Origin of the sequence: Chryseobacterium indoltheticum, assembly GCF_003815915.1 — a bacterium.
Classification (GTDB): domain Bacteria; phylum Bacteroidota; class Bacteroidia; order Flavobacteriales; family Weeksellaceae; genus Chryseobacterium; species Chryseobacterium indoltheticum.
In genome coordinates, this window is sequence record NZ_CP033929.1 from 1662442 (window position 1) to 1678698 (window position 16257).

General features: G+C 34.2%; 17 protein-coding genes and 1 pseudogene. 14 read left to right on the plus strand and 4 right to left on the minus strand.

Annotated features, from left to right (window positions below; translation table 11 throughout):
• Positions 1 to 576: 576 nt before the first annotated feature.
• The 6 genes from EG358_RS07870 (at position 577) to EG358_RS07895 (ending at position 6047) form a co-directional block, all read left to right on the plus strand.
• Positions 577 to 1548: a KGG domain-containing protein gene (locus EG358_RS07870; protein ID WP_123890051.1), complete on the plus strand. Its 972-nt coding sequence runs from the start codon at positions 577 to 579 to the stop codon at positions 1546 to 1548.
• Positions 1549 to 1615: 67 nt separating this feature from the next.
• Positions 1616 to 2260, plus strand: a complete 645-nt coding sequence (locus tag EG358_RS07875; protein WP_115596414.1) for a YciE/YciF ferroxidase family protein — start codon at positions 1616 to 1618, stop codon at positions 2258 to 2260.
• A gap of 68 nt (positions 2261 to 2328) precedes the next feature.
• Positions 2329 to 3129, plus strand: a complete 801-nt coding sequence (locus EG358_RS07880; protein WP_076561547.1) for an SDR family NAD(P)-dependent oxidoreductase — start codon at positions 2329 to 2331, stop codon at positions 3127 to 3129.
• 91 nt (positions 3130 to 3220) lie between these two features.
• A complete protein-coding gene (locus EG358_RS07885) occupies positions 3221 to 4768 on the plus strand; it encodes an FAD-dependent oxidoreductase (protein WP_076561548.1) in 1548 nt (515 codons plus the stop codon).
• Entirely contained in the window at positions 4746 to 5417 is a 672-nt protein-coding gene (locus tag EG358_RS07890) for a DUF6766 family protein (protein ID WP_228422011.1), read from the plus strand. The genes EG358_RS07885 and EG358_RS07890 overlap by 23 nt, the downstream gene beginning before the upstream one ends.
• Positions 5418 to 5444: 27 nt before the next feature.
• Positions 5445 to 6047, plus strand: a complete 603-nt coding sequence (locus tag EG358_RS07895) for a hypothetical protein (protein ID WP_076561549.1) — start codon at positions 5445 to 5447, stop codon at positions 6045 to 6047.
• Positions 6048 to 6103: 56 nt separating this feature from the next.
• On the opposite strand, the gene ccoG is transcribed toward EG358_RS07895, so the two are convergent.
• A complete protein-coding gene (ccoG, locus tag EG358_RS07900; RefSeq protein ID WP_076561550.1) occupies positions 6104 to 7558 on the minus strand; it encodes a cytochrome c oxidase accessory protein CcoG in 1455 nt (484 codons plus the stop codon).
• Positions 7559 to 7982: 424 nt separating this feature from the next.
• Here ccoG and EG358_RS07905 point away from each other — a divergent pair, with 424 nt between their 5' ends.
• On the plus strand, positions 7983 to 8486 hold the full coding sequence (locus EG358_RS07905; RefSeq protein WP_076561551.1) for a CinA family protein: 504 nt from the start codon (positions 7983 to 7985) through the stop codon (positions 8484 to 8486).
• A 28-nt stretch (positions 8487 to 8514) separates the two neighbouring features.
• Positions 8515 to 9267: an SDR family oxidoreductase gene (locus EG358_RS07910; RefSeq protein WP_076561552.1), complete on the plus strand. Its 753-nt coding sequence runs from the start codon at positions 8515 to 8517 to the stop codon at positions 9265 to 9267.
• 71 nt (positions 9268 to 9338) lie between these two features.
• Here the strand turns inward: EG358_RS07910 and EG358_RS07915 are convergent, their stop codons facing one another.
• Both EG358_RS07915 and EG358_RS07920 read right to left on the minus strand, forming a co-directional pair.
• Complete coding sequence (locus EG358_RS07915) at positions 9339 to 9566, minus strand: hypothetical protein (protein ID WP_076561553.1); 228 nt, start codon at positions 9564 to 9566, stop codon at positions 9339 to 9341.
• A gap of 23 nt (positions 9567 to 9589) precedes the next feature.
• Positions 9590 to 10054 carry a PA2169 family four-helix-bundle protein gene (locus EG358_RS07920; RefSeq protein WP_076561554.1) on the minus strand — a complete coding sequence of 155 codons (465 nt, stop codon included), beginning with the start codon at positions 10052 to 10054 and terminating at the stop codon, positions 9590 to 9592.
• 394 nt (positions 10055 to 10448) lie between these two features.
• On the opposite strand from EG358_RS07920, the pseudogene EG358_RS07925 reads away from it, so the two are divergent.
• Both EG358_RS07925 and EG358_RS07930 read left to right on the plus strand, forming a co-directional pair.
• Positions 10449 to 10704: pseudogene (locus EG358_RS07925) on the plus strand (catalase); the annotation flags it as partial.
• Between the two features lie 329 nt (positions 10705 to 11033).
• Complete coding sequence (locus tag EG358_RS07930) at positions 11034 to 11630, plus strand: Crp/Fnr family transcriptional regulator (protein ID WP_076561555.1); 597 nt, start codon at positions 11034 to 11036, stop codon at positions 11628 to 11630.
• 622 nt (positions 11631 to 12252) lie between these two features.
• Here the strand turns inward: EG358_RS07930 and EG358_RS07935 are convergent.
• The gene (locus EG358_RS07935) at positions 12253 to 13071 is read right to left on the minus strand and encodes a hypothetical protein (protein ID WP_076561556.1); all 819 of its coding nucleotides are present in this window, start codon (positions 13069 to 13071) and stop codon (positions 12253 to 12255) included.
• Positions 13072 to 13405: 334 nt separating this feature from the next.
• On the opposite strand from EG358_RS07935, the gene EG358_RS07940 reads away from it, so the two are divergent.
• From EG358_RS07940 to EG358_RS07955, 4 genes are all read left to right on the plus strand, one after another.
• The gene (locus EG358_RS07940) at positions 13406 to 13687 is read left to right on the plus strand and encodes a helix-turn-helix transcriptional regulator (protein WP_076561557.1); all 282 of its coding nucleotides are present in this window, start codon (positions 13406 to 13408) and stop codon (positions 13685 to 13687) included.
• A 96-nt stretch (positions 13688 to 13783) separates the two neighbouring features.
• Positions 13784 to 14038, plus strand: a complete 255-nt coding sequence (locus EG358_RS07945) for a DUF3853 family protein (protein ID WP_076561558.1) — start codon at positions 13784 to 13786, stop codon at positions 14036 to 14038.
• Positions 14039 to 14047: 9 nt separating this feature from the next.
• Entirely contained in the window at positions 14048 to 14758 is a 711-nt protein-coding gene (locus EG358_RS07950) for a hypothetical protein (RefSeq protein ID WP_076561559.1), read from the plus strand.
• A 91-nt stretch (positions 14759 to 14849) separates the two neighbouring features.
• Positions 14850 to 15950, plus strand: coding sequence for a hypothetical protein (locus EG358_RS07955; protein WP_076561560.1), 1101 nt, complete (start codon positions 14850 to 14852; stop codon positions 15948 to 15950).
• The last annotated feature ends 307 nt before the right edge of the window (positions 15951 to 16257 follow it).

Below are 16257 nucleotides of genomic sequence, written 5' to 3' on the forward strand. Positions count from 1 at the left end.
TATGATAGTACTTTATTTATACTAAACTTATGAAAGAACGTTTTATTTTACCTTTCACTTAAATAATTACTAAATCAAAAATGTACTTATAATAAATGTAATGAAATGATTTAATACTTTGAAATGTACGATTATCATACCTTTCAGTTACAGTTTAGCAAATGTAGGGTAGACTCCAGATTATTTTCTTAGAACTTTTGATGCTATGACCAAGGTCATAACCATCTCCTAAAATATAGTCCTAACTTTGGTCAACACCAAACAAGATATATTATGAACTCATTAGATGCTTCAGCGTTTCTGCTGTCCAAAGTTTCCGTGCAGGATGTTTTGGATCTTCAAAATTTCATTATAAAATACTGCAAATTGTCATCAGGATAATTTTGTCTATGTGAATATTTCCTGCAATAGAATTTGTAAGTAGGATTCAAATATTCACAATAATTATTTCAATATAAAACTTACCGTGAGCTATTAATAAGTCTCAAGGAAGAAAATCAATGCAAAAAATGTGGAAGTTCTATACTAGTCAGGAATTTCCATAATCACTCAATATTAATGTCAAAAAAATCAGTTATGAACAACAGAAATTCAAACAACAGAAATTCGGGAAACAGCTCGTCTCAGAACAGTTCTTTACTTGAAGAGATTTATCAATTAGGGTATGACCACGGTTTTACCGATGCTACAGAAGATGAGGAATACGATGATGATTTTTCAGAGTATGAAGATTATTACGATGAAGAATATGATGATGACGATTACGACGATGAAGAATATGAAGAATATGATGATGAGGATGACAGCGATGATGATTATGAAGATGACGAAGATTACGATGATGATTACGACGATGATGATAACAGAGGTCGTGGAAGATCTGGATCTGGTCGCTCAGGAAATGGAAATCAAAACAGAGACAGCCAAGGCAGATTCAGCTCAGGTGGAGGAAGTTCTCGTGGTTCAAACTCTGGTTCAGGTCGTGGAAGATCAAATAGCGGTAACTCAGGACGTAGTTCAGGAAATTCAGGCAACTCTGGTGGAAGATCCGGTAATTCTGGAAGAGGATCAAATTCTGGTTCAGGAAGGCAAGGTTTTGCTTCAATGAGTAAAGAAGAACGAACAAGAATTGCAAGAATGGGAGGTGAAGCTTCTCACGGTGGGAGAGGAGGATCTGGTTCTGGTTCAGGAAGAGGAAGATCAAGCAACAGTAATTCCGGAAGCAGTTCTAGAGGAGGAAATTCAGGATCAGGATCTGGTCGTGGAAGATCAAACAGCAGTAATTCAGGAAGCGGTTCAAGAGGAGGAAACTCAAATTCTGGACGTGGATCAAACAGCGGTAACTCTGGAAGCAGTTCAAGAGGCGGAAATTCTGGTAATTCCGGAAGAGGCGGAAGCTCCGGTTCAGGAAGACAGGGATTTGCTTCTATGAGTAAAGAAGAAAGAACAAGAATCGCAAGAATGGGAGGTCAGGCTTCTCACGGTGGCGGAAGAGGTTCAAATTCAGGCTCAGGAAGATCAGGTTTCGGAGGAAGAAGAAATTCATAAATTTTTTACAGACAGTCTCTTTCGTATTGAAGAGACTGTCTTTTAACCAATTAAAAAATATTTAATTATGCCAACCAAATCAAGTACAACATCGGATACTGAAGCAACTGCAGCAAAAAGTAACGCTTCAGAAAATAATACAGCAACAGAAAATAAATCTGAAAAAGATTCTACAATGAAAGCAGGCAATGCTACTGTTGTAAAAAGTGAGATGAAAAATGCACCACTGCATAAATTTTTTGTAGATGCATTAAAAGATATTTATTATGCTGAAGAAGCTATCGTAGGAGCTTTAGAAAAAATGCAGGAAGCTGCAACAACTGAAGAACTGAAAGATGCTTTTGAAGATCATCAGCTTCAAACTAAAAAACACATCAGCAGACTCGAAAAAGTTTTTAGATCTATCGATGAAACACCCGAAAAGAAAAAATGTGATGCCATCGAAGGAATCATTAAAGAAGGTGAAGAAGTTATAAAATCTACCAAGGAAGGTACAATGACGCGTGATGCTGCATTGATTATTGCTGCACAAAAAGTGGAGCATTACGAGATTGCAACCTATGGGGGTCTTGTTCAATTAGCGATTACAATGGGACACGATAAAGCGGCAGATCTTTTAGACAAAACCCTTCAGGAAGAAGAAGATACAGATTATAATCTTACCGAAATTGCCGAAACGTACATCAATTTTGAAGCAGAACAGGAAGATTAAATTCTTACAGAGCCATGCGACAGCTCTTGTCGTGTGGCTTTTATTTATTTAAATTTAAAACAATAACGATGGATCAAAATAACAAATATGCTTTAATTACTGGTGCAAGTAGCGGTATAGGTTACGAATTGGCAAAACTGTTCGCTAAAGAAGGCTACAATCTAGTTATTGTAGGAAGAAATCAGGACATACTTAAACAAAAAGCAAATGAATTTAAAAGTTTCGGAATCAATGTGATTCCGCTGGCAAAAAATTTATTTCATACAGAGGAAGTTTACTCTTTATATGCAGATTTAAAGCAAAGCAAGATTAGTCCGGAAATTCTTGTGAATGATGCCGGACAAGGTTTGTATGGTAAGTTTCAGGATACAGAAATTCATCGTGAGATTGATATGGTAAATTTAAACATTGCCTCAGTTTTGATTTTGACTAAATTATTTCTGAAAGACCGCCTTCCTCATAAATCAGGTAAAATTTTGAATCTGGCATCTATTGCAAGTAAAGCTCCCGGACCGTGGCATTCTGTGTATCACGGTACAAAAGCATTTATCCTTTCATGGTCTGAAGCAATTCGTGAAGAGTTAAAAGATACAGGAATTACCGTTACGGCACTTCTTCCCGGACCAACCGATACCGATTTTTTCAACAAAGCCGAAATGAACCGCAGCAAAATTATGGAGGATAAAGAAAATTTCTCGACCCCTGAAGAAGTTGCAGAAGATGGGTTTAAAGCTTTAATGAATGGAGATGATAAAATTGTTTCAGGTTTAAAAAATAAACTCACTGTTGCGATGTCAAATATTTCATCAGACAGTATGGCTGCCTATCACATGAATGAAATGCAGAAACCATCAGATGAACAAATCTAATTTCATTTAAAACAAATTATAAAATCTTGCTCTTGCTCTAAATTTTAAAAAATAAGCAGCCAAAATTTATTTAACTATTAAAATACAAAAGATGTTTAGAGACGGAGCAAGAAAAAGCATTTGGCAGGAAGAAATAAAGAGATTTTTTTCTGAGGAGCAGATCATAAATAATAAAATGTTCGATGTAATCATTGCAGGCGGAGGAATTACAGGGCTTTCAACGGCTTTGCAATTACAGAAACGTGGTCAGAAATGTCTTCTCGTGGAAGCTTCAAACATTGGATTCGGTACGTCCGGCGGAACAACCGCCCATCTCAATACGTTTTTCGATATCACTTTCGATGAAGCCATCAGTAATTTTGGTGAAGAACAGGCAAGACTTCTGGCGGATGTTGGAACCGAAGCGATCCAAATAATAAAAAACAATATTTCAGATTATCAAATTGAATGTGATTTTCAAAAAAAGACAGGTTATATTTTTGCTTTAGATCAAAAACAGCACGATAAACTGAAGAAAATGATTGAAGGCGCTCAAAAAGTAGGCATCGATATGAAATTCTGTGATGGAGTTTCTTTTCCTGTTTCTTTTGTGAGTGTAGCTTCTATTGCCGATCAGGGACAATTTCATCCGATAAAATATATCAAGGGACTTGTGGAAGCTTTTATTTCTTTAGGCGGAATTATTTTGGAAGATTGCATGTGCATTAATCATACTGAAAACGAGGATGGTATTATTTCGGTTGAAACTTCAAAGGGTTTATTCCAAGCTGCAAGTTTGGTGTATGCAACACATATTCCGCCAGGAGTAAATGTGCTTCATTTGATGACGGCTCCTTATCGAAGTTATGCGATGGCTTTTGAAATTGAAGACCATAAATACTCAGAAGATTTGATGTATGATTTGTACGATCCTTACCGATACTACAGAACGCAGATTATTGATGATAAAAAACTATTGATTGCAGGAGGTGAAGACCACAAAACCGGTCACGAAGAAGATACCGGAGTTTGCTTATCTAATCTTGAAAACTATGTAAGAGAACATTTCAATGTTGGTGCGGCTGTTTACAGTTGGTCGAGCCAGTATTATGAACCTGTCGACGGAATGCCTTATATCGGAAAACTTCCCGGAAGCACAGGAAATATTTATACTGCCACAGGTTTTCGGGGCAATGGAATGATCTTCGGAACGATCAGTTCAGAAGTTATTTCAGATTTAATTACGGAAAAAACCAGCAGATACGAAAAACTTTTCGATCCCGGGAGAATAAAACCACTTGCAGGATTTGCCAGTTTCGTGAAGGAAAATGCAAGTTCAGCAACAGATTTTGTGAAAGATAAATTATTTAAAGAAAAAATAAACAGTCTTGCAGAACTTAATGATGGTGAAGCAAAAGTGGTGAAATACGAAGGTGACTCATATGCAATTTATAAAGAAACCGACGGTAAGACTCATGTTCTGAAAAGCACCTGTCCCCACACATATTGTGATGTCCGTTGGAACAGTGCCGAAAAAAGTTGGGATTGCCCTTGTCACGGCTCCAGATTTGCAGTCAATGGAAAATTGCTTACTGCACCGTCTACAGAAGGTCTACAGAGAATATATTTTGATGAATATGGAAATGAAGAAAATGCTTAAAACAAGTTTTGTTTACCGAAACAGCTTAGGAATTGTTTTATTGATTCTAATGATTTTGTGTCTGGTTGGTCAGTTTTTTACGGGATTTACTACCGAAAATAAAGAACTTGTAAAGCTAGGACAACCTTTGTTAAATTTTGCAGAATATTTCCAGAGCGGACATTTCATTCAGGCTACTTTCGAAAATTGGGAAAGTGAATTTTTGCAGATGATGCTTTATGTGCTTTTAACCATTTCATTAAGGCAAAAAGGTTCAAGCGAATCGAAATCTTTAACAGAGCCTGAAGATGTTGACAAGAAACCACAACCTCATCCAAATGCGCCTTGGCCGGTGAGAAAAGGTGGAATTTATCTTAAAATTTATCAGCATTCTTTATCGCTTGCTTTCGCTATTCTATTTCTCATAAGTTTTATCCTTCATTTTTACGGAAGTTTTAAAGATGAGAATACAGAGAAAATAATCAAAGGAGAAATGCCATTGCGATGGTACGATTATCTTTCGGAATCCAGGTTCTGGTTTGAATCCTTACAAAACTGGCAGAGCGAATTTCTGGCAGTTTTCTCTTTGGTTGTTTTGTCAATCTGGCTTCGGGAAAAAGGCTCGCCGGAATCTAAACCGGTCGATATGGCGAATGATGAAACTCCGTAATCACTTTTTAAAATAAAAAAAAATCTAATGAAACCTAAAAATATACCGGGAGTTCCCAAGCATGTAAAGGGTAGCTTTCATGACACCGAAAGTAAAAAAGAAGTAGGGAATCCTAATGATCTTGATCTGAAATTTACCATTCTGAAAAAACGTTTTTTATCCATCAACCAATGGCGAGATTACTGTAAGGAGAGTACTACTGATTTTCGGCTTTGTGATTCTGTAGGAAAAAATGTAGAACGTTTTCCCCAACGTGGTGATTACATCAGAATTGATATTCCCGGACCGGGTGGGAGTGAAGGAAGATCGTTTGATTGGGTTCAGATTATCTCAATTGATCTTGCAAATCCCGATATGGTAATCATTCAATGTAGACCTTCAAAAGATCCTGTAAAAGAAAACACAAAAAAAATTGCCCATTTTTATTCTAATAATGCGACTTCAACGTTTATTATTTCAAAAGAAAAAGATGGTGTAAAAGCGGGAATTTATGGGCGAAATGAATATCCTAATTTAAAAACAGGATTTTTTAATTCAATAAGAAATATGATGATTGCAGTTGGAGGAATGCTTGGTTTTTCAAAAATACAGTGGAAATGTCTAACAAAGGGTTTGGTAGAATTCAAATAAATTTATTTCGTAAAAAAGAAGAGGCGCACTAATAAGATCCCTCTTTTTTCTTTAGTTTAAAACTGCAGTTTAAATGGTCCTTCAAAATATGTTTCGTAAGAATCAACAAGATTTCCTTTTAAATCATAAACGCCAATTGTGATATTCTGTTTGCTCAAACTCATTTCCTTTTCCGGAAAAGTAATACTAATTGTTCCTTTTGTAATTTTGTCTTTATCAACCGTAATTTTACTTGTTCCGCTATAAATAACTTCACCATGAGACGGCTCAATAACTTTAATTGTTAAGATTTTTTTATCATTTGATTTATTTAAAAAGGTATAATTGTAGGTATTGATAATCATTTCATCTCTCACAAAAAATGTGCTTCCAGCAGGCTTTATAAATTTTGCTTCAAGATCACCCCGGTTATAAAGAAGATAACCTAATAAAAGCTGTAATGCAACCAAAACAATCATAAATATTTTCATTCTTGTCGTAAATTTTGTAGGCAATCGGGTTTCGATTTCTTTTTCTGAAGCATAACGAATTAGCCCTTTTGGAAGCCCGACTTTCTCCATTACCTCATCGCAGGCATCGATACAAGCTGTACAATTTACACATTCCAATTGTTGTCCATCACGAATGTCGATTCCGGTAGGACAAACAACTACGCACTGAAAACAATCAATACAATCTCCTTTTCCTACTGCTTTACGGTTTTCACCTTTTCTCCATTTTGCTCTGTTTTCGCCACGTTTATAATCATAAAATACATTGATGGTTTCTTTATCGATTAAAACACCCTGAAGTCTTCCGTATGGACAAACCAAAGTACAAACCTGCTCTCTGAACCATGCAAAAACAAAATAAAAAGCAATAGTAAAAAGGATTATTACAATAAAATTGGTTGGATGTACAAAAGGGCCTTCAGCAACAGTCTGAAAAACTTTTTCGGAACCAACAATCGTCATCATCATAAAATGAGTGAAAATAAGGGAAAGGATGAAAAATATCGTCCATTTTAATGATCTTTTCCAGATTTTTTCGCTGTTCCATTCCTGTCTGTCCAATTTCATCTGTCGGTTTCGATCGCCTTCAATAGCAAATTCTATTTTACGGAAGACAGATTCCAAAAAAATAGTCTGCGGACAAATCCAGCCACAGAATATTCTGCCAAATGCAATGGTAAAAATAATGATACACACTAAGGCAACTATAGCTCCTAAAGTCAAAAGGAAAAAATCCTGGGGATAAAATGGCTGCCCAAAAATAAAAAACTCTCTGTCGATTACATTAAGCAATATAAAAGGGTTTCCGTTTATTTTAACAAAAGGAACTGCCAAATAAAAAGCTAATAAAATGTAAGCAACAATAGTTCGGTAATTGGTGTATTTGCCTTTTGGTTTTTTGGGAAAAACCCATTTTCTTTTTCCTGATTGCTCCATTGTTCCAATAGAGTCGCGGTAAGTTTCTGGACTTAAAACTTGTCCTTGTCCGCCTTGAAGTTCTGTATTTTCAGTTGAAGGCATGGTATATTTGTTTTTGTGAGGTGGTAATTTGTATTACGTTATAATTTACAAATACAAGACCATTGTCTAGGTTCTAGATATTTAAATTTTTGATTATAGATTAGTTATAATTGTAATCATAATAAGCTTTTTAAAATTGAAATATTAAGACAAAGTAAAATTTTGTGAGTTTCAGATCTATATTGTTGAGATATAAAAATTTTAGCATTATGATTACAAGCATACTCTAAAAGATGTTTAATTACTAAATTCGGTTAACACTAATCGAATCATCAATAATTAATATGAAAAACTCAATTCATCCGAATTAAAATAATTTGATCTGTGCATTTCGTGTCAGCATACTTATTGATTGTAAAGTTTTAAAATTTGCAATTGATTGCACGATAAAGTAATTTCTTTTAAACTTTTTAAAAACCTATTTATGGAACTTGAAAAAAATCTGCTGTCCGGAATAGGTCAGTTATTGTTAGATATGAAAGAAAGCGTATCGGTTGCAGAAAGTGTAACTTCTGGTTTTTTGCAGTTTTCATTTTCACAAATGCCTGATGCTTCAAAATTCTATAAGGGCGGAATTACGGCCTATACCTTAGAAGAAAAAGTGAAATTTTTAAAGGTTAATAAAGATGAAGCCGAAAGTTGGGATTGTGTTTCCGAGCATATTGCTGAAGTGATGGCTTTGCATATTGCCGAATCTTTTAGTACCGATTGGGGAATAGCTGTTACAGGATACGCAACTCCGGTAGAAAAGTCTGATAACAAAATTTTTGCTTATTTCAGTTTTAGTTATAAAAATGCTGTAATTTTTACAAAAAAGCTTGATTTACATCCCAGAACAGAGGCGGAAAATGTCCAGATTTATTATTCCGAATTTATTTTAGGATGTTTCAAGACTTACTTAGAACAACACAAATCAGATAGTATTTAACAATTATTTTAAATCATAAAATAAGACTATGAACAATTTACAACTAAAAAATAAAACGGCTCTCATTACAGGAGCAGATAGTGGAATTGGTAAAGCTATAGCTCTACTTTTTGCTAAAGAAGGAGCCAATATTGCAATTATTTACCACAGTGATGATGAAGACGCCGAAAAAACTCAAAAAGAAATACTGGCTTTTGGAAACGGATGTATAATAATGAAAGGGGATATCAATGAAAATGATTTTTGTGAAAAAGCAGGCAAAGAGGTTGTTGAAAAGTTTGGTAGAATTGATATTTTAATCAATAATGCAGGAACACAAACTCCACAGGATGATATTTCAAAATTAAAAGAAGAAGATATTCGCACAACCTTCAACTCAAATATTATCGGAATGATCTTATTATCAAAAGCGGTTTTTCCTTATTTAAAAGGGGGTAGTAGCGTAATAAATACCACTTCAGCAGTTGCATATCAAGGTCACGAAGAACTTTTAGATTATGCTGCAACAAAAGGCGCAATCGTTTCCTTCACAAGATCATTGGCATTGCAGTCTAAACCAAAAGGAATAAGAGTAAATGCGGTAGCACCCGGTCCTGTTGCTACACCTTTAACGAAAGAAACTTTTGGTGAGAAAGAAGAAGATGAAAGTAAATCGCCCTTACAAAGAAATGCATCAACTGAAGAAGTTGCACCGAGTTATCTTTTTCTGGCTACAGAAGCATCAGCACAAATTACAGGACAGGTTTTGCATCCAAATGGCGGAATTATTGTAAACGGGTAAAAGTTAATTTTAAATTTCAAATAAGAACGGTAAGATAATTCTTACCGTTTTTGTTTTAATTAAGCTTAGAGTTATTTTTCTTCTTTATTAAAACTCACTACATCAAAAAGGCCATCGGATGAGTATTTTTTACAGCTTTCATCATCAAATTTTTCTGGATTCTTCAGGAAATCATCGATAAATTTTTTACTCTCATCAGTATTGGCGGGAGCAATCACAAGGTGAAACATATTTAATACAGATTCATCTGCATTTTTTAATGATTCGTTCTTATGCTGTAATGCTTCTTGGTAATTCATATAATTTGGTTTTAATTAAATAGTTAATCTTCTTTACTTTTGTAATGTTCAATATTATTAAATTGATGATATGAAGTTCTCAAGCTGTGAAGTTGATCAGCAATTACTGATGAACTTTCAGGACATAAGTCTCCACTTTTTAAGGCGTCTTCATAAGCTGCAATGGCATGTTTTTCTCCGAAAACTACGTTTTGTAAAGTTTCCTGATCATTGTTGGTGACGGGAAGAGAATTTTTAATATCAATCCAAGCTCTATGGAGACTTGCTGCAACAGAACCGCTGTCTGAAGGATTTCCGCCTCGTTCTGTGATGAGATTAATGATTTCATTCTTCATAATTTTTGATTGTGAAATCATCTTGTCATATTCTCCTTTTAAATCAGAATAACTTTCCCAAACTTTTCCTTCCACACTTTCGAAACCTTTAATTCGGTCATTGGTAATCTGTAATAAATCATTCAATACCGATATTGTTTTTGAATTTTCCATAATATTTTTTTAGTGAAGATTAAACAAAAAATATGCCCTCATAAAACATGTGGTAGTATTGATTTTAAATAAAAAAATTGCCTGCAAAACAGACAATTTAAAAATCATAATAATATGTGATACGAAGCGGTGTATTACGGTTTATTGAATTGTTATGCCATGCATATAATATATGGTATCTATTATTGAAAATAAATTTCTTACTTAATTTTTTAAAACTAAATATTACGTTTATTTTACTAATCATAAACTTTTGTAATGAATAAGTCTACTTTTATGCTTGATAAAAGTAAAGACTTAATGCAAAATCTGCTTCGCCATAATGCCGAGAGAATGTTTTATCGACATAAAATGCTTACAACAATGTCTATCAATGCTCCATCTAAAAAAATTCGGGGGTGACCCCGGTTTTCGCAAAAGAGATCTTTGGGAAACTATTGAAAATAGCGATTTTCTTGAATCGGAACTTGGCGTACAGATTGGTTCTGAAGAAAATGAGCACGATTTTGATTTTGATCTTTTAGATTCTACCAAAAATGATTCCTGAAGAATTAGTTCCTGTAGAAGCTTTAGGAACTTTAACACTCAATAGAAACCCCTATAACTTTTTTGCTGAAACAGAGCAGATCGCATTTCATCCCGGACACATTTATTAAAGCAAACAGTCGTTACGATAAACTTTTTGTCCCTGCCCCTGCTGTTGTGAATATTCCTCTGCGCATGCGTATCATTGATATGGATCTACAGGGAGATGGATTTTATTAATGACATACGGGTAAGTTAAAAAATAAAATTTTAGTTATCATTATCATTACTTGTTAACGAGCAATTTGCTGAATAATTTGCTGAATTAAGGTTTTATATAAAATTAAAATGTAGATTACATTATCTAGTTTTTGGTTCGGATTAATTATTATTTTTGGTTTGCAATTTGATGTCAAGAATATACTAAGTAATTAACCACCAAAATTGTAATATTATGCTTATTTGTGAAGAACTTTTACTAAAGTACGGAGGAATTTGTGAAGAGTATAAAGTAAATGATGAAATATTTATTGAAGGTAGCGTTTCAAAATACTACTTTCAGATACGCAGCGGTGTTGTAGAGATCAATAATTATGATGAAAGCGGAAAAGAATTTACCCAACACATATTGTTTAATGGGCAAAGTATTGGGGAATCATTTCTTATAGGTGATATGTCTTACACCGTCAATGCAGTCGCTAAAAGCAAATGTACGATCATCAAAATTTTGAAGCCTGCATTTGTGAAAATGCTTGATGAAAACCCTGAAGTATCATCGCAACTATTTAAGCAAATTGCCTATAGGCTTTCCGATAAATATTATATGCTATTTACTCTGATTTCCCAGAATCCGGAATCAAAAATTGAAAGCATACTTCAATATCTGAAAAAAAATTCGGATTATAATCAACCTTTTTCTTATGAGGTACCTCTTACACGCAAGCAAATTGCTAATCTTACCGGATTACGGGTTGAGACGGTGATTCGTACCGTCAAAAAACTGGAAAGAAACAATAAATTAAGGATTAGAGAAAAAAGAATTTTTTGCTGATATTTTTAGGTGAAATTTAACACAATTTGGGCCACAAGCTTTCTATTAATTAATAATATGGAATTAAATCATGATGGACGATATATTTTTTAATGATCTGAGGAAAAAATTTTATTCGGAAAATAGACAGAAGCGATACACTGAGGATATTTTAGGATTTAAAAAATGATTGATGAAAATTAAGGCCGAGTAAAATCTCATTCAATTCTAGATTCCGATTGGAAGGCGCTCAGCGAGGTAGAAGTACTGAAAGTGTCATCAGTATTTTCATTATTCATATAAACAGGTATGCCAACGGATATTCGCATACTTCAATAGCCGTATCTAAGTTCTCAACGCATGGCGATTTCGTTTATCTTATTAACATTCAAGCCTTTGGGAAAATGAAGATAATCGAGCTTATCAGTATGAATGTTCATGATGACTCAGATGGCGTGCAAGTAATTTCCAGACTTCAATCTAACGGGTAGGTAGCTATAGTCTGTGACACCTTCGTTGATTTATAAAATACCATCAAAATATCTTCGGAAGGTAATCAAGATTTTTTACTCTGGGATTGGCGTGTTCGCAAAGTTTCCGGAGGATGTGGATGTTTTTTGTTGGATGATTTAACTTTAAAATATTAGTTCCTATTAACAAGAATAGGATTAAGTCTAGCTACTTTTTCGATACCCCATTCAAAATACTGTTTTTCTTCTTCATCAAATAAATTGTTTGATTCAAGATAAGCTTTCCGCTCAGTTAAATAATTTTCCATCTTTTTTGCTCTGTCATATGATTCAGCATCAATAATTAATTGGTTTAATTTTTCCTGTTCTTTTTCTATCTCTCTTTTCTTCTCTTGCTCTAGTTCTCTTATAATCGCATCCTTGCGCCATCTTTCCTCCAACTGCAAGTGATATTCTCGCGAATATTCTGCGAATAACTCTGTATAGGCGACGACTCTGATCAACTTTTCTTCGAGAGGAGAATAGGATGTGTCTTTCCATTCTTTGCGATTCCATGTGTCTTCGTAGATCTGAACACATAACACATCTGTCATCACAAAATCTCTTGATCTGTATGATCCGTTATCATTATCCTGATATTTCCCAATATTCCTCATACTGATATGAATTTCACGTCCGGACATCAGAATAACATCATGACCATTAATATCCTTTGTAAATAAGTGTCCTCTGTACTCGAAGAGCTTTACCAATAAGTCAACTATGTTTAATGCTCTTGATAAAGATTTTTTGTCAATTGATAAATGAAAAACTATGTTGTCTTTTGATTTTCTTTCCCAATAATGATTAGATGATTCAAACCAATTCTTGGTATTGGCAGTGATTTCGTGAGGAGATGTCAGTCTTTTGGAAATTGAAATCGGAGCTTTCTTATCACATTCAATTGCTTTTATTCGATCTTCAACTTCCTGTTTAGGTATGGCTGTTAGCATTGTGAAATTTATAGTAATTAAAGATAATTATTTTTAGAAGATGCATTTCAGGGTTTGGATATTTTAGGGTGAAAATCAGTCTACTCAAAAAAGATGTAGATAATATAATTCAAATAATGGCTAGTTGTTCATTTCATTTAATTTTGTCTTCGATGTTCGGTATATAGTTAGTTTAAATAATAAATTCAATTAAAAACGTTTGAAGCGTGATACCTTTTAATTCTCATACTAGTTATCAATCTTTTTCATAACTATTTAAACTTTACTTGTTTACTTGTATTGTGTATGTTGTTTTTCATGTTGACTTTTGTCCTGTCAAATCAATAATGAATTTATGGAAAACGACATTATTATCCAGAAACTAAATCGTATTGAGAAGTTTATTTTCGGTTTAAAAGAAATTTTAAATGTAGAGGAGCTATCGGATTACACCGGCTTCACCAGGTCTTACATTTACAAGTTGGTACATACATCTCAAATTCCCTATTCGAAACCGGGTGGAAAAGTATTGTTCTTCGAAAGGAAAAAGATTGATTTGTGGTTATTGCAAAACAGCAGCAAATCAAGTTCGGAAATAGAAGCCGAAGCCTTATTGCATGTACAGTCAAAAAAATAATAGAAACAGTTAAAAATACCTGCTTTATATCGAAGGTTAGACGAGTCTCTTTGTAAATACAGCTCCAGTTATCTTTAAAAATATAAATATGATGTCATGAAAAAAATTGATCCTCAAACTCCAATATGGAAACTGACCGTTGAAGAATTTCTTTTACTGACAAAAGAAATCAGTGCAGAAAAAAAGTACGAATACGGACTTAAAGGCTTGGCGAAAATTCTTGGTTGTTCGGTTTCGAAAGCTTCTGAGGTAAAATCATCGGGCTTACTCGATAAAGCAATAATTCAAAACGGAAATATCATTATTATCGATAAGGAGTTGGCTTTGCAGTTATTTGGAAAAAAGAACTGATGTATTATCTTGAACTTTTGGATAAGTAAGAAGTCAAAACTCGGAGCGAACGTTGCAGCGATGTACGTTTATCTGTTAAAGACAGGATATGAAAACGGTAGATATGATTTTAAAGTTTCGGATTTAACTCTGAGCAGCGATTTGAACCTGACAAGAAAAACAGTAAAATCAATTAAACAAAAACTTTTTGACCATGGTTTAATTATGTTTGAAACCAGAAACGGACATCCAAGTTTTTACCGTTTGCTGTTGAATTATTCGATTGATGAGTTTGAAAAAAAAGTTGTAACCGAAGATCGTATCTCCGAATATTCCTTTTTTACAGACGAGACAAATAATCTCTCGTCACATGATCCGTCAATGCAATATGAAAAAGATTTCCTGTCTACTCAGAATGATAATCCGGTCGAAACTGTGACAGCAAATCAAAATATTAACGACTTCAAACGACCTACATTGGAAGAATTTATAGGCCATGCAAAAACGTTCGATATCTATACATCTCATTTAGACGAAGCCAGTATTCTTAAGTACAGAGACTGGCTGGAAAATGAATGGAGAAATGCCGCAGACAGGCCGATCGCAGACTGGAAGCTTTCGTTAAAAAGCATACTTCCATTTCTCGCAATTAAGATCAATAACAATGAGCTTTCGGCGAAAATTATCTCTTTCACTGAAGTCCATAAAAAAGATCAAAGCAGTGATGTACATCGTAAATAATTTCCGGCGACATAAATAAGGTACGCATATGCCAAAATTTAAAGATTGTCGACAAGCAGAAATCAAATGATAAAAATCAAATTTGTACACTATGTCTTTTTATGATAAAGATCTGAAACTCATCAGGAAAAAGTTTGAAAGCAGGAATGATCGTATTCCCGAACAAATAAGGTTGGGCAATCATTTTGTGGATGATTTTATTTTTGGAGATTCTGAAGCTGCAGATATTCCAATTAATGCCCTCAGAGTAATCTTCAATATTATCATCATTATTGCAAACGAACAGTTTCGTCCCGAAGACAGACCCAAGCAACTGTATCTTTTTGATGAAGAATTTGAAACGGACAACAATATTTTTGCATGCATAAAGATAAGGAATAATAAAATTTCTCCCAGCGGTTCTACAAAACAGGTCATTGATGCCTATGAATTTTTGACCAGATTTAAGATGGGCTGGTATAAATCTATGAATTCAAAAGGTAGGGAAATAAAGACCTTTGGAGGTCTTATATCCTCACCGAGTTATGACGAAAGAGGATACACCACATTTTTGATAAGCAGTTACTGGCTGAAAAAATTACTGGTGATACCCGAATACAATTATATACTCTACAACCTGGTGTATAATATTCGAAATAACAAACACGTGATTTTCGCAATCTGGCTTGCAAAAATACCCGATCACGGAACTACAGTCAGACTTTCTACACTGAATAAAAAATTTGGACTCAATTACAAATCTGCAAATGATTTTTGTTTTAAATTTTTGAAACCTGCCAAGACAAGTCTTCACAATTTTAACAATCTGTCATTCAATTTCAAATATGCAAATGATTTAATTTCCATCATTCCTTATCAGATCAGATTACCCGCAGATCAGACTCGGGTAGTGAAGGATTCGGTAAAGCAGTCTGATATTACCAACAGATTGCGTTATCTGCGAAAGAGATATAATCTTCTTGACCAGGAAATGCAGCAATTCGAGTATCAATACAAAATGATACCTCAAACAAGAGAAATGATAGAGAGAGCTTTTTCAGAGTTTAAAAGAACGTCACGAGCAGGGAAGGAGAAAACGACAGATTATGAGGGGATCAAATTCTTATACAAAATTCAGGAATTGATTATCAAGTTGTATAGAGAAACAAAAATGGGGAAGCTGCTGCCCAATGGTTATCCGGTTATTATGTAGTCGGATTTGCGCTCATTCGCACTTCGGAATTGCACTCATCTCAATTTCGGATTTGCACTCGTTTAACTTACAAATAGGAAGGAGATATATCGTCAACGAATCTCTTTTCGGAATTGCGCTCATCTTTCATAAATAATAATATAAGTTGTGGATAAGTATTGCCCTTATTACATCATAATTCGGAATTGCTGTCATGTAAAAGAGACTGTTTTCTCGGAAAAGTACTCATGTTTTGTTCGGATTTTCGCTCATGTCGATTTCGGAATTACACTCGGTCAAAAATGATAACTAAGCCCTCTTTAGCGTA